The following is a 22,867-nucleotide window of genomic DNA, read 5'->3' on the forward strand; positions in this document are numbered from 1 at the left end:
GTACGAGTGCGGCCCGCACTGCCCGCAGCGCCCGATACAAACAGAAGACGCTTAGCCGGTTAGTTGCCTGCTCCGGGCTCTCGGCAAGTCCCGTCTCCTTGTGGGCCGGCTTCAGAGGCGTGCGCTACGGGCGGTGGTTCGTCATGCGGGATGCCGACGTGACGGTCGAGCGGGCCTCGCGTTCCGTGAGACCCGTGCGGACGGCGGCCTCGACCAGGGCCTCGGTCAGTTGAGGGCCGAAGCCGTTCTCGTAGGCGCGGCAGGCCGCCCAGAAGAGGCGGGTGTTGCGCTGACCCTCGTGCGCGGCCAGGACGAACTGGACGAGGCCCTGACCCTGCTGGCTCGGCGTGGCCGTCGTCGGGGTGTTGTGGGGGCGGGGAGGCGGCGTCAGGAGGCGCAGCAGGGACGTCGGGCAGGGCGCGGGCGGCAGCTGAGCGGTGCCCGGAGCCGTGCTGTAGACGCCGTGTTCGGTACGGGAGCCGGGGCCGACGAGGTAGCCGCCGGCACCGCGGATGTCGATGCCCGGGGCCAGCCGGCTCGCGGAGTTGGGGACGACGACGTCGGGCGGGCCGCTCAGCCAGAGGTGGCGGCCACCACTGGGAGTCAGGACGACGACCGTCTCGGGGATCGTGAACAGATGGCGCAGCGCCAGTTCGCGAAGAGCCGCGGACGAGTCCGTACCCGACTTGGTGTCCAGGTCGATGCCGATCAGGTGGTGGGGTTCCAGGCCGCAGGCGATCCCGTAGCCGGTGGCCCAGGGGGCGGCGGCGAAGAGCGCGCGTATGCGGCGGGGGTCGGTCGAGGCGTCGTACACCCCGTGTCCGAAGCGGTCGCACTCGCCGTGGCAGGGCGGTGCCGCCGGGTCGTCGCGGTGGGGTGAGCGCAGCGCGGGGAGCTTGGTCCGGGACAGCGGGATGACGGCCAGTCCGCGTTCGGCGGCTGACAGGGCGTGTGCGAGGGCCAGCGTCGTGGCCTGCCGGTCGATGGTGGCCATGCATCCATGTTCGTACTAGTGTTCGAAAAAGGGAAGAGGTGGGGGCGGAGGGCGCCCCGGAAAGGGTGGATAAACCCGCCCAGGGGGATTGGCTGAAAAGGTGACGAAACGCTTCATCCCTTGCGGTGTATGGGATTGAGTCGCCCGCACCATCCTGAACTGCGGTTTTGGGGGCGTGAAGGGGGTTTATCGACATGTACTCACGCTTGCGAGCGAATAGCGGCTTCCGGGGTGGTTCGCCGGGGATTCGGTGGGCAATTCTGATCTCGCGACGTCGTGATCGAACTCCGAGGCGGTCGGCCAACTGCCCCGGAACCAGCTGTACTCAGCCGGTCCTGACCGGTAACCGGTCCCGACCGGTACGTACTTCTCGCTTCTGGAGGAACTGACATGGCAAGCATCCGTACCGCCCGCGTTCTCGCCGCCGCGGCAGCCCTGCCGCTCGCCGCCGCCCTCTTCTCGGGAGTGGCTGTGGCCGACAACGGCTCCTTCGCGGACAACGGATCGAACGCCGCGGTGGCGACCGTCGGTGGCAGCGGAGTCGGGGGTGACAACTACGGCACCTCGTCCACGACGCAGCAGCAGGCCGTCGGTTCCGGCGCCTCGAACCAGAGCAACACGGCTCAGGTGAACGGGTCCGCGTTCACGGCCATCGACCAGTCGAACGACAACGTCGCCGTCAACTTCACCCACCTCTGGTGAGCCGGCGGCCGCCGGGGACTGGAGACCCCCGCCGGCCGTATGCCTCCTTGGTGGGGTGCTTTGTGGGGTGGTAACACGTCTGCGCGGCGGTGCTTCGGCATCGCCGCGCAGACGTTTTTGCGCGCACCTCCGCGCCAGCGCTCCTGCGGCCGGTCCGTGCTCCTGAGGCCGGTCCGTCGGGCGACCTTGAACCTTGACAGTGGGATGTATCTGACGGACAGTCAGAAATCCTTGTTCGTACGAGGTCCGGGAGGGCCGTCGTCGTGCATCTCGCCCCCACCGAACGCCAGCGACGACTACGCGCCGAACTCCGTTCGTACTTCCGGGAACTGATGCCGGAGGGGCCTGCTCCTGCCAGCCCCAGCCCCAGCCCCGGCACCGCTGCCGATACCGGTTCAGGTTCAGGTTCCGGTTCCGCGGGGCAACGGGCGCTGCTGCGGCGGATCGGTGCCGACGGATGGCTCGGTATCGGCTGGCCGGAGGCCTACGGGGGCCAAGGGCGAGGCCCCGACGAGCAGTTCGTCTTCTTCGACGAGGCCTGCCGGGCGGGCGCCCCGATCTCCATGGTCACGCTGAACACGGTCGGGCCGACGCTCATGAAGTACGGCACCGAAGAGCAGAAGGACTACTTCCTGCCGCGGATCCTGCGCGGAGAGCTCGTGTTCGCGATCGGATACAGCGAGCCGTCGGCCGGTACGGATCTGGCCTCGCTGCGGACACGGGCCGCGCGGGTCGGCGGCCCTGAGGGGCGCTCGGGCCAAGAGGGGCGCGAGAGGCAAGACGGGCGTGAGGGGCAGGAGGAGCGCGCGGGGCTCGACGAGGAGCCCGGCGGTGGGTGGGTCGTCGACGGGCAGAAGGTGTTCACCTCCAACGCCCAGCGCGCCGACTGGATCTGGCTCGCCTGCCGTACGGACCCCGCCGCGCCGAAACACAAGGGCATCTCGATCCTGCTGGTCCCCACGGACGCGCCCGGGTTCTCGTGGACGCCGATCGAAACGGTGGGCGGGCTGACCACGACGGCCACGTACTACGACGGGATCCGGGTCCCCGCCTCCCGCCTGGTCGGCGAGGAGAACGGTGGCTGGGGGCTCATCACCAACCAGCTGAACCACGAACGGGTCGCGCTCGCCGCTCTCGGTATGCAGGCCGAGGACTTCTACCTGGCCGCGCAGGCCGCCGCCCGCGTCCCCGATCGGGTGACCGGGCGGCGCAGGGTTGACGAGCCGTGGGTGCGTTCGAGGCTGGCTGAGGTACATGCCCGGCTGGCGGCAACGCGCCTGCTCAACTGGCGTTTGGTGGGTGATGTGGGGGCCGGCCGACTGGCCCCCGGCGATGCCAGCGGCGTGAAAGTCGTGGGAACCGAATCGGCCGTCGCGGTGTATCGAATGTGTCAGGAGATCGTCGGATCGGACGCGCTGGTCCGGGCCGGTTCGCCGGGGGTGTTCGGGGACGGCGAGCTGGAGCGGATGAACAGGGCGGCGCAGATCAACACGTTCGGGGGCGGGGTGAGCGAGGTGCAGCGGGAGATCGTGGCGACGATGCGGCTCGGGATGACGAGGGGGCGGCGGTGAGCGAGCGGGCGATGTCAGGAGAGAGGGGTGCGGCGGGCGAGAGGCGTGCCGCGGGTGAGAAGGCCGCGTCCGGGGAGAGGCCGGTGTCCGTGGACGTGACCGAGGGGGGATACGAGGACATCCACGCGCGGTTGAAGACGTACGAGGGGCTGACGGCCGTCGGAGGCGTCGGCAAGGACCTGGTCAACGAACCGATGATCCGGCACTGGTGCGAGGCGATGGGAGACACGAATCCGGCGTACGCGGGTGCGGACGCCGTCGCGCCGGCCACCATGCTCCAGGCCTGGACGATGGGAGGGCTCTCCGGCCACGGGGGTCGCTCGGAGGCGTACGTCGAGATGCTCGGCCTGCTCGACTCCGCCGGGTACATCTCGGTGGTCGCCACCGACTGCGAGCAGGAGTATCTGCGGCCACTTCGCCCGGGGGACCGGATCACCTTCGACTCGGTGATCGAGTCGGTCTCCGAGCGCAAGACGACCAAGCTGGGCACGGGGTACTTCGTCACGACGCGGACGGATGTACGGGCAGGGGACGAACCGGCGGGGACGCATCGGTTCCGCATCCTCAAGTACGTACCTGCGGGGCGGCGCAGGACGGACGACGCGACGGGCAGGGCGGAGACGGCGGCCAAGGGGGCTGTGGCGGATGCCGGGGAGGCCCAGACACCCACCAGGGCGGCCGTGGCGCCCACCGGAGAGGCCCAGGCGCCGTCGGGAGCGGCCCTGGCGCCGACCGCAGAAGCCGCGCCCGCCCCCCGCCCCAAGCGACCCCGCCCCGTGGTCAATCGCGACAACGCCGGCTTCTGGGAGGGCGTGTCCCGGCACCGGCTGCTCATCCAGCGCTGCGAGAAGTGCCAGACCCTGCGCTTCCCCTGGCTGCCGGGGTGCAATTCCTGCGGCTGCCTGGAGTGGGACACGGTCGAGGCGGCCGGTGAGGGGACCGTCTACTCGTACGTGGTGATGCATCACCCGCCCTTCCCGGCCTTCGACCCTCCGTACGCGGTGGGCCTGGTCGAACTCGTCGAGGGCGTCCGGATGATCAGCAACGTGGTGGGGGTGCCGCACGACCGCGTGCGGATCGGAATGCCGGTACGGCTGGAGTTCGCGCGGGTGGACGAGGAGCTGGAGCTGCCGGTCTTCCGCGCCGTCGAGGGGAGCGGGGGCTGATGGACTTCACGCCGACGGAGGAGCAGACGGCGGCCCGCGAGCTGGCCGCGCGGATCTTCGGCGACCTGTCCACGCACGAACGGCTGACCGCCGTGGGGACGGGCAGCGACACGGAGTTGTGGAAGGCGCTGTGCGAGGCGGGGCTGCCCGCCGCCGTCCAGGACATCGGGCTCCTCGGGCTGGTGCTCCTCCTGGAGGAACAGGGGCTGACGACGGCCCAGGTGCCGTTCGCCGCGAGCTGTGTCTACGGGGTGCTGGCGGTGTCGGCGCACGGCTCGGCGACACAGCGGGAGCGGCTGCTGCCGGGGATCGCGGACGGGTCGGTCGTGATGACGGGCGCCCTGCCCGGCACCGCGGTACGGGCAGCCGCGCCGGGCGAGTTGAGCGGGGTGACCCCCGTGGTGCCGTGGCTCCGCGACGCCACGCACGTGCTGATCGCCGACGAGGAACAGCGATTGTGGCTCGTACGGACCGCCGACGCCCGGTGCGAGCCCGTCGAGTTGACGGCTCCGTGGTCGGCCGGACGCCTCACCCTGGACGCCGCCCCGGCCGAACGACTCGGTGGCGTCGATGCGTACGACGACGTGCTGGCCACCGCGCGCACGGCCTTCGCGGGGCTGCAGGCAGGAGTGTGCGCGGGCTCGGTCGCCAGAGCCGTCGCGTACACCAACACCCGCGAGCAGTTCGGGCAGCCGCTCGCGGCCAAGCAAGGGGTCCAACTCCGCGCTGCCGACGCCCACATGGACACCGAGGCGATACGGGTCACGGCGTACGAGGCGGCCTGGCGGCGGGACGAGGGGCTGGACTACGCCGCGCAGGCGCTGACCGCCGCCTGGTGGGCGTCGGAGGCGGGACAGCGGGTCGTCCACGCGGGGCAGCATCTGCACGGCGGTGCGGGAGCCGACCTGGAGCATCCCGTGCACCGGCACTTCCTGTGGGGACGGCAGCTGGACGCGTACCTGGGGTGCGGGAGCGAACTCCTCCAGGAACTGGGGGAGTCGATCGTGCACGGCGAGGCAGAGGGCGAGGGGGACGTATGACCACCGAGGTCGGGCCGGCGCGGATCGGCGATGTGCTGGCACCGCTGGAGATCGAGATCACCCGCACGCTCGTCGTCGCCGGGGCGATCGCGTCGCGCGACTACCAGGACGTGCACCACGACGCCGAGTCGGCACGGCAGAAGGGTTCGCCGGACATCTTCATGAACATCCTGACGACCAACGGGCTGGTCGGGCGCTACATCACCGACCACTTCGGGCCCCGGTCCGTGCTGCGCAGCGTGGCGATCAGGCTGGGCGCTCCCAACCATCCGGGCGACACCATGGTGCTGACCGGCGTGGTGGAGGACGTCCGCGGCGACACGGCGACGGTTCGGGTCGTCGGCGCCAACAGCCTCGGCAACCATGTCACGGGCACGGTGACGGTCACGGTTCCGGAACCGGAACCGGAACCGGAACCGGAACCGGAACCGGCATTCGTACCGGAACCGGTGACGCGGACGACGACAGGCACCACTTCGGCGACGACAGGCACCACCCCGGAGGCGACCGCCACGACGCCGGAGGCGACCGCGACCAGCTCGGAGGCCCGGCCATGAGTGTGCGGAGGAGGGACAGCCTCGGCGGACGGGCTGCCGTCGTCGGGATAGGGGCCACCGAGTTCTCCAAGGACTCGGGGCGCAGCGAGCTGCGGCTCGCGGTGGAGGCGGTGCGGGCCGCGCTGGACGACGCGGGGCTCTCACCGGGCGATGTGGACGGCCTGGTGACGTTCACGATGGACACCAGCCCCGAGATCACCGTCGCCCAGGCGGCCGGCATCGGCGAGCTGTCGTTCTTCTCCCGGATCCACTACGGCGGCGGAGCGGCCTGCGCGACCGTCCAGCAGGCGGCGCTGGCGGTGGCCTCGGGGGTGGCCGACGTGGTGGTCTGCTACCGGGCGTTCAACGAGCGGTCCGGGCGGAGATTCGGCTCCGGGGTCCAGCACCGGGTGCCGTCCGCCGAGGGCGCTGCGCTCGGCTGGGCGCTGCCCTTCGGACTGCTCACGCCCGCGTCCTGGGTGGCGATGGCGGCCCAGCGCTATCTGCACACGTACGGCCTGACCTCCGAGGCGTTCGGGCAGGTCGCGGTCGTCGACCGGAAGTACGCGGCGACCAATCCGGCGGCGTACTTCCACGGCAGACCGATCTCGCTCGCGGATCATGCGGCGTCCCGTTGGATCGTCGAGCCGTTGCGGTTGCTCGACTGCTGTCAGGAGACCGACGGCGGGCAGGCCCTGGTCGTCACCTCGGTGGAGCGGGCGCGCGACCTTCCGCGTCCGCCGGCCGTGATCGTCGCGGCCGCCCAGGGCGCGGGGCGGGCCCAGGAGCAGATGACCAGCTTCTACCGGGACGATCTGACGGGGCTCCCGGAGATGAGTGTGGTGGCGCGGCAGCTGTGGCGTACGTCGGGGCTGACGCCGGCCGGGATCGACGTCGGGATCCTGTACGACCACTTCACGCCGTTCGTGCTGACACAGCTGGAGGAGTTCGGGTTCTGCAAGCCGGGTGAGGCCGCGGACTTCGTGGCGGAGGAGCGGCTGCCGCTGAACACCCACGGAGGACAGCTCGGGGAGGCGTATCTGCACGGGATGAACGGAGTGGCGGAAGGGGTCAGACAACTGCGCGGTTCGGCCGTGAACCAGATACCCGGAGCCCGCCGGGTGCTGGTGACGGCGGGGACGGGTGTTCCGACCTCGGGGCTGATCCTGGGTTCGGACGACCGGGCCTGATCCGGGGGTCCGCCCGATCCCCGGTTCGGACGATCGGGGCTGATTGCGGGGCGGACGGATGAACGTGGCGCGTGTCCGGGCCCTGCAGCGAGGGCGGGGCCGTTGACTCGGCCTATGCGTTGGCTGCGATGTCACAAGATGATCGTCGGATTCGGGTTCGTGCTGCTCCTGCTGGGGCTCACGGCGGCACCACCGGCACAGGCGGGGCCCCGGTCGCCGGGTGCCGCCGCACCGGTGGATTTCCCGGACCGGGAGTCAGCTGTCCGGGAGTTCGGTGCGAGACCCAAGGCGCTCACGTTCAAGGGCCGTGCGTTCGACACCTGCCGGGCGCCGTCCGCGGACACCATGAGGCGATGGCGGGCGTCCCCGTACCGGGCCGTGGGGGTCTACTTCGGCGGGCGCGGGCGGGCCTGCCGGGCACAGCCCCATCTGAGCCACCGCTGGATGCGGACGGTGCGGGACCAGGGCTGGCGGGTGCTGCCGCTGTACGTGGGCTCGCAGTCGACCTGTGTGTTCGCGCGGCACAAGAAGAACGTACGGATCGGGCGGCATCCCTGGAAGCAGGGGACGACGGAGGCCCGCGACGCGGTGAAGAGGGCGAAGGCGCTCGGAATGAGCCCCGGCAGCCCGCTCTTCCTGGACATGGAGGCCTATGCGTACCGGAACAAGAAATGCGCACGCACCACGCTCCTGTTCGTGCGGGGGTGGAACCGTGAGGTGTCGCGCCGGGGGTATCTGCCGGGGTTCTACAGCAGCGCCGCGTCGGGCGTCGCCCACATGGAGCGCTCGCGGCGGGCCGGGGTACGGGACCTTCCGTCGGTGGTGTGGTTCGCGCGATGGGGCGTGAAGAATGGGCTGCACCGTGAGCCCGTACTGCGGAAGACCGCGTGGGCGCCCGCGCGGCGCATCCATCAGTACGCGGGGAACGTACGGGAGCGGCACGGCGGCCGGACGCTGCTGATCGACCGCAATCTGATGCACGCGCCCGTCGCACGCGTCGAGTGAGCTGTCGGGGGTGCCGTGCGGCGGCCCTGGTGCGCGGTCGTACTACTCCGGCACCATGCGGGAGGCCGGGCTACTGCGGTGGGAGTGCGCGGGGGCCCGTCTCTCAGGGGTGAACCCTCAGGGGTCGTGAGCCTCGTGTCCACCTTCAGGAGGTGGGGCCTGCCCCCCTCCTACAACCTGAGGCGGACACGGCTTCGGGACCTGCGGCCGATCCGCTGGAGTAGGGGCGATCCTAGCGTGGAGCCATGACCACACCCGTCTGCACCAGCGCTTCGAACGTGGCGACGCGGACCCATGCGTACCCGTCGTTCTCCTCGTACGTGAGGGCTCGCCAACCTGTGTTGCTGCGTACCGCGCGCTCGCTGACCGCGAACCCGTGCGACGCCGAAGACCTGCTGCAGACCGCCCTCACCAAGACGTATGTCGCCTGGGAGCGGATCGAGGACCACCGGGCGCTCGACGGATACGTGCGGCGGGCGCTGCTGAACACGCGGACGTCGCAGTGGCGCAAGCGGAAGGTCGACGAGTTCGCGTGCGACGAGATGCCGGAACCGCAGGTTCCGCCGGCCGGGGACCCGGCGGAGCAGCAGGCGCTGCACGACGCGATGTGGCGCGCGATCATGAAGCTGCCCGCGCGGCAGCGGGCGATGGTCGTCCTGCGGTACTACGAGGACCTGAGCGAGGCGCAGACGGCGGAGGTGCTGGGCGTGTCGATCGGAACGGTCAAGTCGGCCGTGTCGCGGGCGCTGGGCAAGCTCCGTGAGGACCCTGAACTGGGCCCCGTGCGCTGACCGGCGCGGGTGGGCACGGAGCGGCACGCTGAACGGAACACAGGGCGCAGGACTGGGCAAGCAATGCTTGCCGTGATGTGATCGATCACCCAGGAGTAGTGACATACCGCGCGGTATGTGAGCAGAATCAGCCCAACCCTTACTACCGCGTAGGCAATGTCGCCCCCGGGAGGACGCCGTGCTGAGCACGATGCAGGACGTACCGCTGCTGATCTCTAGGATCCTGACCCACGGATCGACGATCCACGGGTCGTCCCAGGTGATCACCTGGACCGGTGAGGCCGAGCCGCACCGGCGTTCGTTCGCCGAGATCGGGGCACGGACGGCACGGCTGGCACACGCCCTGCGCGACGACCTCGGAGTCCGGGACGACGACCGGGTCGCCACGCTGATGTGGAACAACGCCGAGCACGTCGAGGCGTACTACGCGATCCCGGCCATGGGCGCGATCCTCCACACACTGAACCTGCGGCTGCCTCCCGAGCAGCTCGTCTGGATCGTCAACCACGCCGCCGACCGGGTCATCGTGGCCAACGGTTCGCTGCTCCCGCTGCTCGCCCCGCTGCTCCCGCACTTCGCGTCGGTCGAGCACGTGGTCGTCTCCGGCCCCGGTGACCGCTCGCTGCTCGACGGGGCGAGTGTCCAGGTGCACGAGTACGAGGAGCTGATCGCGGACAAGCCGGACAGCTACGACTGGCCCGCGCTGGACGAACTCCAGGCCGCGGCCATGTGCTACACCTCCGGCACGACCGGCGACCCCAAGGGCGTCATCTACTCGCACCGCTCCATCTACCTGCACTCGATGCAGGTCAACATGACGCAGTCCATGGGACTCACCGACGGGGACACCTCCCTCGTCGTGGTCCCGCAGTTCCATGTGAACGCCTGGGGCCTGCCGCACGCGATGTTCATGACCGGCGTGAACGTGCTGATGCCGGACCGTTTCCTGCAGCCCGCACCGCTCGCCGAGATGATCGAGAAGGAGCGGCCCACGCACGCCGCCGCCGTCCCCACCATCTGGCAGGGGCTGCTCGCGGAGCTCAAGGGCAAGCCCCGTGACGTGAGTTCGCTGACCCAGGTCACCATCGGCGGTTCCGCGTGTCCGCCCGCCCTCATGAAGGCGTTCGACGAGCTGGGCATGCGCGTCTGCCATGCCTGGGGCATGACGGAGACCTCGCCGCTCGGCACCATCGCGCGGCCACCGGCCCATGTGGAGGCGGGATCGGACGAGGAGTTCGCGTACCGGCTCACCCAGGGCCGTTTCCCCGCCGGTGTCGAGCCGCGCCTGACCGGCCCGGGCGGCGAGCGGCTGCCCTGGGACGGCGAGTCCGCGGGCGAGCTGGAAGTGCGCGGCCCCTGGATCGCGGGTGCGTACTACGGCGGTCAGGGTGCCGAAGCCCTGCGCCCCGACGACAAGTTCAGCGAGGACGGCTGGCTCAAGACCGGTGACGTCGGCACGATCAGCCCCGACGGCTTCCTGACCCTCACCGACCGTGCCAAGGACGTCATCAAGTCCGGCGGCGAGTGGATCTCCTCGGTCGACCTGGAGAACGCCCTCATGGCCCACCCCGATGTCGCCGAGGCGGCGGTCGTCGCCGTCCCGGACGACAAGTGGGGCGAACGCCCGCTCGCCACCGTCGTGCTGAAGGAAGGCGCCGGCGCCGACTTCGACACCCTGCGGTCCTTCCTCGCCGACGAGGGCAAGATCGCCAAGTGGCAGCTCCCCGAGCGCTGGACGATCATCGAGTCGGTGCCGAAGACGAGCGTCGGCAAGTTCGACAAGAAGGTGCTGCGCAGGCAGTACGCGGCGGGCGAGCTGGACGTCACCCAGCTCTGACGGTCACAGCAGGCGATAAGTGCGGGTTGGGGCGTTGTTTCACGTGAAACAACGCCCCAACCCGTTTGTGCGTACGCCTGGTTGAGCCGACCCTCAGTTCTTCGCTCAGTTCTTCGCTCAGTTCTTCGCTCAGTTCGTACCGATACGAGCCAGCAGATCCACGATCCGGTCCTGCACCTCGGCGCTCGTCGATCGCTCGGCCAGGAACAGCACCGTCTCCCCCGCGGCCAGCCGCGGCAGCTCGCTCTGGTCGACGGCCGCGGTGTAGACGACCAGCGGGGTGCGGTTGAGCTGGCCGTTCGCGCGCAGCCAGTCGACGATCCCGGCGCGTCGGCGGCGTACCTGCATCAGGTCCATCACCACCAGGTTCGGCCGCATCTGCCCGGCCAGCGTGACGGCGTCCTCGTCGGACGAGGCCCGCGCGACCTGCATTCCGCGCCGTTCCAGCGTCGAGGTCAGCGCGAGCGCGATCTCCGCGTGCTCCTCGATGAGGAGAACCCGCGGCGGGTGCTGCTCGCTGTCGCGCGGAGACAACGCCTTGAGGAGTACGGCGGGGTCGGCGCCGTACGCCGCCTCGCGGGTCGCCTGACCGAGGCCGGCGGTCACCAGGACCGGTACCTCGGCGGCGACGGCGGCCTGGCGCAGCGACTGGAGGGCCGTACGCGTGATCGGGCCGGTGAGCGGGTCGACGAACAGGGCGGCCGGGAAGGCGGCGATCTGGGCGTCGACCTCTTCGCGTGAGTGCACGATGACGGGCCGGTAGCCGCGGTCGCTCAGCGCCTGCTGCGTGGTGATGTCCGGCGCGGGCCAGACCAGCAGCCGGCGCGGATTGTCCAGCGGCTCCGGAGGCAGCTCGTCGTCCATCGGCTGGGGGTGGGGCTGGTTCGCGACCTCCACCGCGCCACCTGGGCCGTCGAGCGGCTCGGGGCCTTCGTCGGCGTTCTGGTCCGGTGCTCCTATGGCGTACGAACGGCCGGTGCCCTCGGTGGTGTGGGCGAGCCGGGACTGCTGGCCGCCACCCGGGTGCGAGCGGGCCGCCGTGTCCGTCTGCTCGGCCGCGGGATCGGGGCGCGTGCCGAGCTTGCGGCGCCGCCCGGAGCCGTTGGTCGAGTGCGGGGGAGGCGTAGGCGCCTGGGGCTGCGGCGCGGCTCCTCCTGGCGCCACGGGCTGCGCCTGCGCCTGTGCGTGGGCCTGGGGGGCGGGAGACGCCGTCCGGCCGGGCTTGGGCTGCTGCGCGTCGATCATGCGGCGGCCGAACGGGACACCCTGCCCGAGCGTACGGACGCTGATCGCCCGCCCCTGCGTCGAGTTGGGGTCCACGGGAGGCGCCGCGGCCTCCGCGGGCAAGGGCTGCGCGGCGCGCGGCTGTTCCTGGGCCGCCACGGGCTCAGGCGCGGCCGACGTATCGGCCGTGCCCGGCCACGGCTGCGGCGCGGCGGCGGCCTCCGGCTGTACGGGGACTCCGGCGCCGGAGGTGTCGGCCGCGCCGGGCCAGGGCTGAGGGGGCGCGGTCGGGTCCGCGTTCGGCATCCCGGCCGCGGGCGTCTGCGGTTGCCGCTGCGGTTGCGGCTGTGCGGGACCCGCGGGGGTTCCCTGGGCAGGTGCGCCGGGTGCCGGGGCTCCGGCGTGGCCCGGTGCGCCCTCGGCCGGCGCGGGTGCCACGGGTCCGGCGAGACCGGCCGGGGCGACCTGCCCGGGAGCGGCCTGCGGCGGCAGGGCCTGCCCTGGGAGGGGCGCTGCCTGCGGCGGGAGAGCCTGACCGGGGGCGCCCGGCTGGGGGATGCCCTGCGCGGGCACGGCCTGACCCACGGCAGGCACGGCCGAAGGGACGCCGTGCCCCGGGTGCCCCTGACCAGGTACGGGTACGGGTGCGGGCTGTCCGGGGACGGCCTGTCCGAGGGCGGGCTGAGCGGGAGCGCCCTCCGGAACGGGAACGGCTTGCGCGGGAGGCAGATGGCCCGGCATCGGCTGCTGCCCGGGAACCCCGGCCGCCCCGTCCGGCGCCACCTCGCCCACGCCTGCACCTGCTGCCTCGCCCGCGGGCTGCCGGGCCCGCCGGCGTCCGCTGGGCGCCTGCACCGGATGCGGCTGGGGCGGAGTGTGATCGTCGGCAGGATCGCGCAGGGCGACGTCATGGCGTCCACCGGCTGCCGCTGCCTGACCGTGGCCGTGGCCTTCGGCGGACTGCGCCGCGTACTCGGGCGAGCGGTCCGCCTCGGCGGGCGGCAGCGCGAACACTGCGCGGGGCCCGGCCTCCTGAGCCGCCGCACGCTCCGCCGCGGCGGCCAGCGCACGCCGACGCCGCCCGGTCGGCTGCCCGCCGTCGCCGTCGGAGTTCTCACCCGAGTCCCCAGCCGAACCCGAACCCGAACCCGAACCCGGCCCGGAGGGCGCGGCTGCGGGAAGTGCGGCCGGCAGGGCCTGCCGGCCGCCGTCCTGCAGGGCACGGCGTCCGTCGGCGGGCGCGGGCACGCCCTGCGGAGGCACGGTCGCCCCCAGCCCGGTGGCCGCGGTACCGGCCGCGTGCTCGGCGGCGGTCACCACCGCGCCCTCGGAGACGCCGCCCCCGGAGCCGCCGCCCTCGACGGGGCTCGGCCGCCCACGCCGCCGTCCGGTCGCGCCCTTGCCCTCGGAAGCACTCTCGTCCGCGGCGGCCTGGGCCGGCAGCGCGGGCTGCCCCGCGGCCTCCGCAGCACGCCTGCGCCGCCCGGTGGGTACGGCCGTCTCCGTCGAGGGCCCCACCTCGCTCTCCAGGAAGGCGTCGACGGACGCGCGCCGGGCCCGCCGCCGTCCACCGCCCTGGGAGGAAGCCTGCTCGGGCAGCGCGAGCGCGGAACCGACCGCGCCGGAGGCCGCTCCCGTACCCGCTTCCGCGGCGGGAGGGCCGTCCGGACCTGGACCCGGACCCACCGCGGGAAGGGCGCCCACAGCCGGAACGGCGGCCGGGACCGACCCGGCCCCGCCGCCGATGGGTACTTCGAGAACGAACGCGCTGCCGCTCATCCCAGGGACCTCGTGCGTCTGCAGCACTCCCCCGTGCGCGCGCACGATCCCGCGCACGATGGGCTCGTGCACCGGGTCTCCCCCGGCGTACGGCCCGCGTACCTCGATCCGTACGCCCTCACCGCGCTGCGCGGCGGCCACGACGACCGTGTTGTCCATGTAGCCGCCGGCCGAGGCCGGCGAGTTGCCCGTGGAGTCGACGCCCGCGACATCCGCGATGAGATGCGCGAGCGCGGTGGCGAGGCGCTGCGGATCGACCTCGGCCTCGATGGGCGGCGCGTGCACGGCGAACTGCACCCGCCCGGGCCCGATCAGCTCGACCGCACCGTCGACCCCGGCGGCGACGACCGCGTCCAGCATCACTTTCGTACGGGTGACGCCCTCGGTACCGGAGTCGAGGCGCTGGTACGCGAGCACGTTGTCGACGAGTGTGGTGATGCGCGAGTAGCCGGCCGAGAGATGGTGCAGCACCTGGTTGGCCTCGGGCCACAGCTGTCCGGCGTCGTCCGCGGCGAGGGTCGCGAGTTCGCCGCGCAGCTGGTCGAGGGGTCCGCGCAGGGAGCGCCCCAGAACGGCCAGGAGCTGTTCGTGCCGGGCGGACAGTGCCTCGTAACGGTCCTTCTCGCGCTCGGCGAGGGCCGCGTACCGGTCGTCCCCGGCGGCCAGTTCCTCCTCGTGCTGCTCGCGCAGCTCGGCGAGCTGCCCGGCGTGTTCCTCCCGGAGGGCGGCCAGCTCCTCGGCATGCGTCTCGGAGGCCCGCGTGAGCTCCTGCTGATGGCGCTCGGCCTCGGCGTCCTTCTCCTCGGCGAGCGCGTCGTACGGCCGCCGGTCCGTGAAGGTCATCACGGCCCCGACGAGCTGGTCGCCGTCCCGCACCGGCGCGGTGGTCAGGTCGACCGGCACGCGGTCGCCGCTCTTGGACCACAGCACCTGCCCGCGCACCCGGTGCTTGCGCCCGGAACGCAGGGTGTCGGCGAGCGGCGACTCCTCGTACGGGAACGGCTCGCCGTCCGCGCGCGAGTGCAGCATCAGCGGGTGCAGTTCCTGCCCGCCGAGGTCGCTGGCCCGGAAGCCGAGAATCTGCGCCGCGGCCGGATTGACGAGGACGACCCGGCCCTCGGTGTCCGTGCCCACCACGCCCTCGGCTGCGGCACGCAGGATCATCTCCGTCTGCCGCTGCGAGCGCGCGAGCTCCGCCTCGGTGTCGACGGTGCCGGAGAGGTCCCGTACGACGATCATGAGCAGCTCGTCGCCGGTGTAGCCGTAACCGTCGTACGCCTGCTGCCCGTTCTCCAGGTTCGCGCTGGTGACCTCGACGGGGAACTCGCTGCCGTCGGTGCGGCGGGCGATCATCCGGGTGGGCCGGGTGCGCCCGTTCTCGTCGACGGTCTCGGCCCGCCGCATCGTGCCCGGGATGAGCCGGGAGTCGAACTGCGGCAGCAGATCGAGCAGTCCGCGCCCCACGAGCGCGGTGCCCGGGGCCTCGAAGGCCTCCAGGGCGATGGTGTTGGCGTTGACGACCGTTCCGTTGGCGTTGACCAGCACCAACGCGTCGGGAAGTGCGTCGAGTATCGCTGCGAGGCGAGCAGCGCCTCGGGATGGCCTGCTGCTCACGAGACGCTTCCTCCCTGTTACCGCTCCTTGCCGACCGCGGTAGCCATCTTGCCAACGGGGCCGCGACGTGTCACGCGAGGGAGTCTACGGGCAGTGGTTGCGCTCGCGACGCCGGATGAGAGGGAGGTCGCACGGAGAGGGGACGCAGAACGCACGCAGAAGGCCTGGAGAACCTGTGACCGTGCGTTTCGCCGCCCCGGCCGCCACCCGCTCCCACACATCCGCCGGACCCCGCCGGCAAGCCCCGCTCCATGCGCCGATCCCTCTGACCCTCCGCTCCTCGCCCCCTCTACGCGCCGAGATCGGGGAGGACGGGCACGAGCGCGTCCCACCGCGAGATCTCGCACCCGTCACCGCGCCCGTACTGCGCGTCGACGGGGCGGCCGGCCCAGGTGCCCGTGACGTGGGCGGTGGCCGGACCGCCGTACTGCATCGTGCACATCCCGCGCTCCTGCGGGGGCGCGAACGGGCTCTTGCCCCACGAGGTGTTCCGGTCCAGGTAGTCGCAGGCGGCCTGGGCCCGGGGATGGCTGCCGCCCGCCGGATGGCAGTCGAGCTCGAACTTCCCGTCGCGGCCCTCGCCCGCCCCGCTCACCGTCACGGTGAGGTGGTCGCTCCGGTCCGCGCCGCTGACCGGCGGCGGCACGAGGGGAAACGAATCGGCGTACGCGACCGCCGGCGCCCCGGAGAGCGCCGCGAAGGAGGCGGCGGCGGAGGTGGCGACGGTGAGGGCGATGCGGCGCAGCATGGTGGCTCCCCTGACGACGGTTCTGATCGACTGCCCTGGAGACAGCTCTGACGCCTGCTCTAACGCCGTCCGAGCCCGGACGTTGCGCCGGGGAGAAGGGCTTTGCCCTCGGGGCTTTCCGCCTAGTACCGTGGGGGGCGATTGGTGACAGCCCGCTCGGCTGTGTCATCATCTGCACGCACCATTTCGCGCAGGCGAGGATGGTTGTGCTGGAGGCGTCGCCTAGTCCGGTCTATGGCGCCGCACTGCTAATGCGGTTTGGGACTTCAATCCCATCGAGGGTTCAAATCCCTCCGCCTCCGCAGAAGATCACGAAGCCCCGGTCGTTCTCGACCGGGGCTTCGTCGTTCCTTGATCGTTCCCGTCGCTCCACGGGGCCGCGCCGGGAGCCGTCCGAGGGCCGCCAAGGGGTCGTTTTCGCAGGTCAGGCTGGGTCTGGCAAACGGATTTCGCCTCACGCCGCCAGTCATGTAATGTTGTTCCCGCAACGCCAACCGGGCAGAAAAGTCCGGGGGGAAGAGCAAACACAACAGAACACACAAGCACTCGTAGCTTAACGGATAGAGCATCTGACTACGGATCAGAAGGTTGCAGGTTCGAATCCTGCCGAGTGCACACAGGTCAAAGGCCCCGTCGGTTCGCCCGGCGGGGCCTTTGACATCAGCGGGTGACATCAACGTCCCCGGAATGGCCGCTCAGGCGGCGTTCTCGCCCTCCGGGTCGTCGTCCACATCTTCGAGTCCAAGCGCGTCGTCCATCCGCTCGGCAGCCGCGCGCAGCGTCGACCCCATCACGTGGGCGTAGGTGTCGAGCGTCATCGTGATCGTGCTGTGCCCGAGCGTCTCCATGATGGTCCGCGCGTCGACGCCCTGAGCGAGCAGCAGGGACGCGCAGGTGTGTCGAAGGTCGTGCACGCGTACGCGTCGCACCTTCGCGTCTCTGCACAGGATGGTGAGCATCCGGTTCAGGCTGCGCGGGTCCGTCACCCGTCCGGTCACCGTGGTGAAGACGAGTCCGGTCGGGTGCCCCGTAGTGGGCTGCCACTTCGCTCCGGCTACCTTCTGCTCTCGTTCTTGCTGCGCCCGGTGCGTGGTGAGCGCCCGCACGCAGTGCTTGGGCAGGGAGATCGTACGGACGGAGCGCATCGTCTTGGGCGTGCCGAAGATCAGCTCTCGTCGGATGCGCTGCACGTTCCGCCGGACCCGGAGAGTGCCGGCCGTGAGATTGATGTCCGCCCACGTGAGCCCGAGAGCTTCCCCGCGCCGCAACCCGGTGGACACGAGCAGCAGCCACAGGGCGTAGAGGCGATGAGGCTGAGCGGTCTTGAGCAACAGGCGGACCTCGGCCGCGTCCAGTGGACGCACCTCCTTTGATTCGACCGTGGGGGTTTCCACGATCCGGGCGACGTTGCGTGCGATCAGTTCCTCGCGCATCGCCTGTTGCAGCGCGGACCGCAGCACTGCGTGGATGTACTGGACCGTGCGGGCCGACGGGCGGCGCTTGCAGCAGCGGCCCACGGCGCAGCACGTGCGCTTGTCCTCCGGCCGCTCCTCGTCGGCACCCCGGAGGCAGCAGAGGCAGGCAGCCTTGAACTCGGCGAGGAACCGCCGGACGTCTGCCGGGGAGAGTCGGTTGAGGCGCTTTTTGCCGAGCGCGGGACGGATGTAGAGGCGGGACAGCCCCTCGTAACTGTTCAGCGTCGCGGGCTTCAACCGTTCCGGGGCGATGGTGGCCAACCAGTAGGTGAGGTAGTCGCCGAACGCCATCGTGGACGAGGCCGCAGGGATGCCCTGCCGGGTCATCTCCTGCATCTCTGTGAGCTGAGAGGCGACTTCCTCGCGGGTCTTACCGTAGGCGAACTTCCTCGTCCGGGTCCCGTCGGGACGGAAGACGTAAGCGGCTGCCTGGTAACGGCCATCCTTGCGCTTGGTGATCGTTCCTTCGCCATTCGCGCGGCGCTTGGCCATCAGGCTGCCTCCTCAAGGCGGTCTTGCATGTACTGGTGTACGGCGGTGACCGGCACCCTGCGGGCGCGGCCAGCGGTGAAGCTTTCGAGCTGCTTGGAGCGGAAGAGGTCGTAGACCTTGCTGCGACTGAGGCGCAGCGCGTGCATGACTTCCGGGACGGTGAGTGCTTCAGGCAGAGCAGGGGCGACGCTGGGCACGAGGACGAACCTCCGGGAGCGAGAGAGGGCCTTGGGAGCCGTAGCGGCGAAGGAGCGGACTTTCCTTGCGTGGGTGGTCCGCGTGTGTCCGAGGTGGGGATTTCTGCGTCACCCGCGTCATCTGCGTCACCTGAGCCTTTGACCTGCGGGTTTGGGGTGACGCAGAGGGTTGGGTGTGCGTCATCGGTGACGCAGGCGTCCGTCATCGGTGACGCAGATGACGCACGATGACGCAGAGATTTGCCGTCTGCGTCACCCGCGTTCGTGCAGGTCACCCGCCGTTTTTGGGGGTCGGGTGACGCAGGTGACGCAGAGCTTCCCTACTTAGGAAAAAAGGAGGGGCTGTTTGTGGTCGTGGCGGTGCTGATCAGAGCGTGAATGAGGGGCCGCTGCGCGGCACGTCCCTGGGGCGCCGCGAGCGGCGAACAGCAAGAGGAGCACCCGGCGGCGGGGGCGTGCTCCTCTTGCTTGAGCCGTGACCGGTGGTTGCGGTCAGAAGGCCGCTTCCTGCTCGTGTGCGGGCGGGGCGAGCCGGGTGATCTCGATGTAGCGGCCCTCTTTGGTGCGGCCGGAGTCGATGACCACGCCGCGGGCGGCGAGGGTGGGCTGTAGACGCTTGAGACGGTCGGACAGCACCTTGCCGGTGGTCGGCCACCCCTTGGGCAGCGGTCGCAGTTCCTCGCCCGCGTAGAGGCGGCTGAGGCAGTACAGCCACTGTGTGGACGTCATCCGCTCCTCCGCACCCGCTGCCATGCCCGCCGCGTGCTCGATGACGGTCTGCGCCAACAGGTCGCCCTCGATCACGTCGTCATTCAGGTCATCGAGACTGGCCCGATAGGCGCTGAGCGCTCCGAGGCTGGTGGCGGCGTCGAGCTGCGCGCACAGGTGCGCGAAGTCCGCCATCCGCAGATCCGTGGGCGTCTCTGCATCCACGGCCCGCACCTTTACCGTGAGGTCTAGCAGCGAGCCGAGCACGACCGGCAGTACCTGCGCGTACTCCCTCCACAGCTCATCCTCGGTGCGCCGCACCCGGGGCCGCTCCAACCGCAACGGCAAGAGCCGTTCCGCTAGGTCGGGCCGGATGACTCCCACGTCGATACCGGTCAGCAGGAGGGGGCGCCGGTAGCGGGCGCGGAACACGTCCCCGTCGGTGAACAGCGCCCTCTTCACGCTCTCAGCGCCGGTGACGATGCAGCACATTGCGTCGGACAGGTCCGGGGTCATGTGGGACAGGTTGTCCAGCGCGGTCACCCACCCCGCAGCCACGGCCGCGATCAGGTTTTCCTCATCCTTGGGTGCGCGGCGCAGGTCGCCGGTCATGCCCTCGATGATCCGCACGAGCATCCGGCCGCCGGTGGACTTGCCCGCGCCCTGCGGTCCGGTGAGGAACGGGGCAGGGACCGGCACGGACGGACCCAGGCAGCCGATCAGCCACGCGATAGCCAGACACTCGGTCTCCGCGGTGGCGAAGTTGCACAACCGCATCAGGAGGTCGATGCCCTTGCCCTCGGTGTCCTTGACCGGCAGGGGCAGTTCCCCGGTGAGCTGGGTGCGCCGCCAGCACACTTCCCGCGGGTCCGGGGTGAGCACGTCCCAGCCCGAGGGGTGGATGCGGACGGACTGTCCGTCGTCGCGGCCCAGGTCCAGCCACGTCGCCCCGTCGAATCCGGGGGCCACGCGGATGTGGACGGGCTGTACGGGCTCGGTGAGCGCGAGTGCTTCGATCAGGTCCAACGCCTCCTTGAGTGCGGTCCCGTTGAACACGCCGATGCCGTCGCGGAAGAGGCCGACCATGAGTTCCTGCCTGTGGCTTCCGGTGGTGCCCTGGGAGCGGATCGGGCGGGCCACGGGGTGGGCGTTCTTCTGCGCGTAGACGGTGCCGTCGGCGGTGCGGAAGTAGCGGAAGTGCGCTTGGGCGTAGTCGGTGATGACCTTGCGGGCCGGGTCCTTCTCGTCCTCAGACATCGCTACAGCCCCAATGCGGTACGGGCGTTGGTCCACGCGTCGACGCAGTGCCGGGCACTCTCACCCTTGGCCTGCGCGGCGGTGAACAGCCGGGTCACATGGCCCTCGGTCAGGCAACCGCACCGCCCATGCCGGGACAGCACGGCGAGGAACGCCCGGTAGACGGTCGCGTGCACGGCACGGTCGGCGTCGGTAATCCGCTGTACGGCCATGGCGATGCCACGATCCAGATAGGCGGGCGTGCGGTGCGGACACACCCCACTTTGCCCCGTAATAGATGCTACGTGGACTTGTGTCGCCTTACGGGCGGTCGACGGGCCCTTTACTGCCAGCGCGCGGACAACGGCCGGGAGAGCGGCCGTGGCGCCCGTGCCGGGTCCGAGCCAACGGGCGTACGACATCAGGGACTTGATGTCGACGCCGAGCATGACCGCGTTCACGGACTGCATGACGCCCCGGTAGATCCAGTGCTCCCCGCGCGTCGTTGCCACGGTGCGCGTGGCGGGCAGCGTGGCGCGGGCCCACGTGATGGCGTCGGCGTTGTCCAGGTCGACCACGGTCATCCCTGCCCCGCCGGGGTGGTAGGCGACGGCCGCGGCCTGTTGCCACGCCGGGGCCCATGCGGGGGAGGTGAGGACCGTTGGGTCGGTGGTGGCGGCGGCCCATGCGTGGCAGGGCGCTGGGCAGACGCAGGGGCCGGGGACCCTCATGTTCGGCCGCCCGCCGCACGCGTTGTTGGCGCAGGTGCGGCAGTTGCCGAACGGCAGCTTTCCCGCCCGCAGGGGGAGTGCCGGCACACCGGTCGCAGCGAGATCCAGGGCGGCGTCCGCGAAGGACGCTCGCCTGTTGTCGGTGGGTTGCGTCATGCTGGGAGACCTCCACAGGTCTGTTGAGGGCAGGTGGAACAAGGGCGGCCCCGCACTTTGGCGAGAGGGGGGCCGCCCTTGGCGTAGCTAGAAGGGGTCGTGCAGTCGGTAGCGGGCGGTGGTGACGATGTCGGTGTGGTCGAAGGCGAGGACCCGGACGTTTTCGAGCGGGGTCCAGCGCACGGCGGCGGCGTCGTCTCCGGCCTGGGCGGTGGTGTCGGCGGGGACGGTGATCAGGTAGGCGGCGGTGACGTACCGGCCGCGCGGGTCGCGGTCAGGGGTGTCGAAGATGCCGATCAGGGTCAGGTCCCAGGGGTCGACGTGGACGCCGGTCTCTTCCAGCAGTTCGCGGGCGGCGGCGGTGCGGGAGGTCTCGCCGGGGTCGACATGCCCGCCCGGCAGGGCGAACTGTCCCTTGTGCGGGGGCCATCCCCGCTCGATCAGCAGGACCGCGCCGTCGCGGATGCAGACCACGTCGGCGGTGTAGCGGATGGTCTCGAAGGTCTCGGTCATGTGTTCAGCTCTCGATTCTTGGTCGGGTCGGTCAGTTGTGGGTGCGGTGTCGGTAGGCGCGTTGGCGGCATGCGGGTGAGCAGTAGCGCGGGGGTCGGCCGGTCGCGGCCACGGTGATCGGGTTTTTGCATTGCGGGCACCGTTTGCGCGGGCCGCGAGTGGGGCGGGTTTCGTCACGCGTTTCGTCATGCAGCGTGGGCAGTGGCGGCGCGTTGTGGGTGGTGATCTCCCACAGGGCGCGGGCCACGTTGTCGGTGCCGCGGCTGTGGCGGGGGCGACTGGGAGCGTCCCAGCCTGGGCGGGCGGGCAGGTCAGCGACCTTGCGCCATCCGGCGGCGCGTAGGCTCGCGCCGCTTTCGCCGTCTTGGGTGTAGGTGAGGGCGCGGCGGTAGCCCGCGCTGCGGGCGGTGCGCCACGCAGTTGCGTAGAGGGCGGAGCAGGCGTTCGTGGTGCCGTCCGTCGCGACGCGGGTGACTTCGACGGTCAGCCCGTTGTCGAGGTTGCGGTTGACGGGGCGGCCCACGATGGCCACGCCGACCAAGCGGCCGTCGTCGGTTTGGACACCGAGGGAGAACTGATGCCCTTGGGGCGGCTCGTGGTGGCGGTGGTGCTCTTCCACGTAGTCGCATGCGGCCTTCCACTTCATCGGCCGGATGTGCAGCCGCCGTGCGGCAGGAGGGGCACTCATCAGGTGCACTCTCCTTACCCGTGGAAGTGGTTGCGCTTGATCACGGCCTTGCGGATGTGGAAGGTGGTGCCGCCGCGGTGACTGCTCGTGCCGAGGATCTGTACGGCGATCCAGCCGCCGAAGATGACGGCGGCGAGGGTGATGAGTTGGGTGATGAACGCGGTGAGCGCGGCGATGAACGACGTGAGGAGCAGCAGACCGCCGCACACCGCGAGGAACCCGACGCCCCCGAGGGCGACGTTGACCGCCGTACGGGACACGGCCGGTTTGGCGGCGAGCGGTTCGGGCTGCATGGGGCTGATCGCGTAGCCGGTGACGACCCGCCCGTCCGGGAGGACGACGCTCGCCACGGCCGGGACCGTGCCCGGCTGCACGGGCACGAGCGGACCGGCCGGCGGGTGGGTGATGGGGGCGGGCTGGTGGATGGTCACGGCCCGTTCGGCGGGCAGGTGACCGGAGTGTTCGGGGTACATG

Annotated in this window: 18 protein-coding genes, 2 tRNA genes and 1 pseudogene; 11 read left to right on the top strand and 10 right to left on the bottom strand. The window is 71.0% G+C overall.

The annotated features are described in order from the left end of the window. Window positions 1-124: 124 nt before the first annotated feature. Window positions 125-994: a bifunctional DNA primase/polymerase gene (locus tag ACFVH5_RS03405; RefSeq protein ID WP_385831689.1), complete on the bottom strand. Its 870-nt coding sequence runs from the start codon at window positions 992-994 to the stop codon at window positions 125-127. 390 nt (window positions 995-1,384) lie between these two features. Here ACFVH5_RS03405 and ACFVH5_RS03410 point away from each other — a divergent pair, with 390 nt between their 5' ends. The 9 genes and pseudogenes from ACFVH5_RS03410 (at window position 1,385) to ACFVH5_RS03450 (ending at window position 10,832) form a co-directional block, all read left to right on the top strand. Next, window positions 1,385-1,696 (top strand): hypothetical protein, encoded by a 312-nt coding sequence (locus ACFVH5_RS03410; protein ID WP_107020491.1) that lies wholly within the window; start codon window positions 1,385-1,387, stop codon window positions 1,694-1,696. A 263-nt stretch (window positions 1,697-1,959) separates the two neighbouring features. Then, window positions 1,960-3,267, top strand: coding sequence for an acyl-CoA dehydrogenase family protein (locus tag ACFVH5_RS03415; protein ID WP_385831691.1), 1,308 nt, complete (start codon window positions 1,960-1,962; stop codon window positions 3,265-3,267). Between the two features lie 83 nt (window positions 3,268-3,350). Next, entirely contained in the window at window positions 3,351-4,433 is a 1,083-nt protein-coding gene (locus ACFVH5_RS03420; protein WP_385831693.1) for a bifunctional MaoC family dehydratase N-terminal/OB-fold nucleic acid binding domain-containing protein, read from the top strand. After that, complete coding sequence (locus ACFVH5_RS03425) at window positions 4,433-5,473, top strand: acyl-CoA dehydrogenase family protein (protein WP_385831695.1); 1,041 nt, start codon at window positions 4,433-4,435, stop codon at window positions 5,471-5,473. The genes ACFVH5_RS03420 and ACFVH5_RS03425 overlap by 1 nt, the downstream gene beginning before the upstream one ends. After that, window positions 5,470-5,868 (top strand): annotated as a pseudogene (locus ACFVH5_RS03430) (MaoC/PaaZ C-terminal domain-containing protein); the annotation flags it as partial. The gene ACFVH5_RS03425 and the pseudogene ACFVH5_RS03430, both read left to right, overlap by 4 nt. 158 nt (window positions 5,869-6,026) lie before the next feature. Further along, window positions 6,027-7,199: a lipid-transfer protein gene (locus ACFVH5_RS03435; RefSeq protein ID WP_385831697.1), complete on the top strand. Its 1,173-nt coding sequence runs from the start codon at window positions 6,027-6,029 to the stop codon at window positions 7,197-7,199. 114 nt (window positions 7,200-7,313) lie between these two features. Beyond that, the gene (locus ACFVH5_RS03440; protein WP_385831699.1) at window positions 7,314-8,204 is read left to right on the top strand and encodes a DUF1906 domain-containing protein; all 891 of its coding nucleotides are present in this window, start codon (window positions 7,314-7,316) and stop codon (window positions 8,202-8,204) included. Window positions 8,205-8,449: 245 nt separating this feature from the next. Beyond that, window positions 8,450-8,995, top strand: coding sequence for a SigE family RNA polymerase sigma factor (locus ACFVH5_RS03445; protein ID WP_107020495.1), 546 nt, complete (start codon window positions 8,450-8,452; stop codon window positions 8,993-8,995). 190 nt (window positions 8,996-9,185) lie between these two features. Further along, window positions 9,186-10,832: a long-chain fatty acid--CoA ligase gene (locus tag ACFVH5_RS03450; RefSeq protein WP_384806671.1), complete on the top strand. Its 1,647-nt coding sequence runs from the start codon at window positions 9,186-9,188 to the stop codon at window positions 10,830-10,832. Window positions 10,833-10,961: 129 nt separating this feature from the next. On the opposite strand, the gene ACFVH5_RS03455 is transcribed toward ACFVH5_RS03450, so the two are convergent. Together ACFVH5_RS03455 and ACFVH5_RS03460 are read right to left on the bottom strand one after the other, a co-directional pair. Continuing rightward, window positions 10,962-15,449 carry a PAS domain-containing protein gene (locus ACFVH5_RS03455; protein ID WP_385831701.1) on the bottom strand — a complete coding sequence of 1,496 codons (4,488 nt, stop codon included), beginning with the start codon at window positions 15,447-15,449 and terminating at the stop codon, window positions 10,962-10,964. Between the two features lie 289 nt (window positions 15,450-15,738). Next, the gene (locus ACFVH5_RS03460; RefSeq protein ID WP_385831703.1) at window positions 15,739-16,197 is read right to left on the bottom strand and encodes an SSI family serine proteinase inhibitor; all 459 of its coding nucleotides are present in this window, start codon (window positions 16,195-16,197) and stop codon (window positions 15,739-15,741) included. A gap of 211 nt (window positions 16,198-16,408) precedes the next feature. Here ACFVH5_RS03460 and ACFVH5_RS03465 point away from each other — a divergent pair. Together ACFVH5_RS03465 and ACFVH5_RS03470 are read left to right on the top strand one after the other, a co-directional pair. Next, a tRNA-Ser gene (locus tag ACFVH5_RS03465) sits at window positions 16,409-16,499 on the top strand. A gap of 240 nt (window positions 16,500-16,739) precedes the next feature. Further along, window positions 16,740-16,812 (top strand) — tRNA-Arg (locus tag ACFVH5_RS03470). A gap of 80 nt (window positions 16,813-16,892) precedes the next feature. Here ACFVH5_RS03470 and ACFVH5_RS03475 read toward each other — a convergent pair. From ACFVH5_RS03475 to ACFVH5_RS03505, 7 genes are all read right to left on the bottom strand, one after another. After that, on the bottom strand, window positions 16,893-18,164 hold the full coding sequence (locus tag ACFVH5_RS03475; protein WP_385831705.1) for a tyrosine-type recombinase/integrase: 1,272 nt from the start codon (window positions 18,162-18,164) through the stop codon (window positions 16,893-16,895). Next, complete coding sequence (locus ACFVH5_RS03480; protein ID WP_385831707.1) at window positions 18,164-18,361, bottom strand: helix-turn-helix domain-containing protein; 198 nt, start codon at window positions 18,359-18,361, stop codon at window positions 18,164-18,166. Before ACFVH5_RS03480 ends, ACFVH5_RS03475 begins: the two co-directional genes overlap by 1 nt. A 492-nt stretch (window positions 18,362-18,853) precedes the next feature. After that, entirely contained in the window at window positions 18,854-20,326 is a 1,473-nt protein-coding gene (locus ACFVH5_RS03485) for an ATP-binding protein (RefSeq protein ID WP_385831709.1), read from the bottom strand. A 2-nt stretch (window positions 20,327-20,328) separates the two neighbouring features. Continuing rightward, the gene (locus ACFVH5_RS03490) at window positions 20,329-21,192 is read right to left on the bottom strand and encodes a DNA primase (RefSeq protein ID WP_385831711.1); all 864 of its coding nucleotides are present in this window, start codon (window positions 21,190-21,192) and stop codon (window positions 20,329-20,331) included. 87 nt (window positions 21,193-21,279) lie between these two features. Next, the gene (locus ACFVH5_RS03495; protein WP_385831713.1) at window positions 21,280-21,705 is read right to left on the bottom strand and encodes an NUDIX domain-containing protein; all 426 of its coding nucleotides are present in this window, start codon (window positions 21,703-21,705) and stop codon (window positions 21,280-21,282) included. 31 nt (window positions 21,706-21,736) lie between these two features. After that, entirely contained in the window at window positions 21,737-22,393 is a 657-nt protein-coding gene (locus tag ACFVH5_RS03500) for an XF1762 family protein (RefSeq protein WP_385831716.1), read from the bottom strand. Between the two features lie 14 nt (window positions 22,394-22,407). Beyond that, window positions 22,408-22,866 (bottom strand): hypothetical protein, encoded by a 459-nt coding sequence (locus ACFVH5_RS03505; protein ID WP_385831718.1) that lies wholly within the window; start codon window positions 22,864-22,866, stop codon window positions 22,408-22,410. Window position 22,867 lies beyond the last annotated feature (1 nt).

The sequence above is a fragment of the Streptomyces sp. NPDC127119 genome, assembly GCF_042677425.1.
Classification (GTDB): Bacteria; Actinomycetota; Actinomycetes; order Streptomycetales; family Streptomycetaceae; genus Streptomyces.

Excerpts from the sequence above, each read along its gene's own strand:
- ACFVH5_RS03405 (WP_385831689.1), bottom strand. The coding sequence starts at position 994 with ATGGCCACCATCGACCGGCAGGCCACGACGCTGGCCCTCGCACACGCC.
- ACFVH5_RS03410 (WP_107020491.1), top strand. The coding sequence starts at position 1,385 with ATGGCAAGCATCCGTACCGCCCGCGTTCTCGCCGCCGCGGCAGCCCTG.
- ACFVH5_RS03425 (WP_385831695.1), top strand. The coding sequence starts at position 4,433 with ATGGACTTCACGCCGACGGAGGAGCAGACGGCGGCCCGCGAGCTGGCC.
- ACFVH5_RS03435 (WP_385831697.1), top strand. The coding sequence starts at position 6,027 with ATGAGTGTGCGGAGGAGGGACAGCCTCGGCGGACGGGCTGCCGTCGTC.
- ACFVH5_RS03440 (WP_385831699.1), top strand. The coding sequence starts at position 7,314 with ATGCGTTGGCTGCGATGTCACAAGATGATCGTCGGATTCGGGTTCGTG.
- ACFVH5_RS03445 (WP_107020495.1), top strand. The coding sequence starts at position 8,450 with ATGACCACACCCGTCTGCACCAGCGCTTCGAACGTGGCGACGCGGACC.
- ACFVH5_RS03450 (WP_384806671.1), top strand. The coding sequence starts at position 9,186 with ATGCAGGACGTACCGCTGCTGATCTCTAGGATCCTGACCCACGGATCG.
- ACFVH5_RS03460 (WP_385831703.1), bottom strand. The coding sequence starts at position 16,197 with ATGCTGCGCCGCATCGCCCTCACCGTCGCCACCTCCGCCGCCGCCTCC.
- ACFVH5_RS03475 (WP_385831705.1), bottom strand. The coding sequence starts at position 18,164 with ATGGCCAAGCGCCGCGCGAATGGCGAAGGAACGATCACCAAGCGCAAG.
- ACFVH5_RS03485 (WP_385831709.1), bottom strand. The coding sequence starts at position 20,326 with ATGTCTGAGGACGAGAAGGACCCGGCCCGCAAGGTCATCACCGACTAC.
- ACFVH5_RS03490 (WP_385831711.1), bottom strand. The coding sequence starts at position 21,192 with ATGACGCAACCCACCGACAACAGGCGAGCGTCCTTCGCGGACGCCGCC.
- ACFVH5_RS03495 (WP_385831713.1), bottom strand. The coding sequence starts at position 21,705 with ATGACCGAGACCTTCGAGACCATCCGCTACACCGCCGACGTGGTCTGC.
- ACFVH5_RS03500 (WP_385831716.1), bottom strand. The coding sequence starts at position 22,393 with ATGAGTGCCCCTCCTGCCGCACGGCGGCTGCACATCCGGCCGATGAAG.
- ACFVH5_RS03505 (WP_385831718.1), bottom strand. The coding sequence starts at position 22,866 with ATGTACCCCGAACACTCCGGTCACCTGCCCGCCGAACGGGCCGTGACC.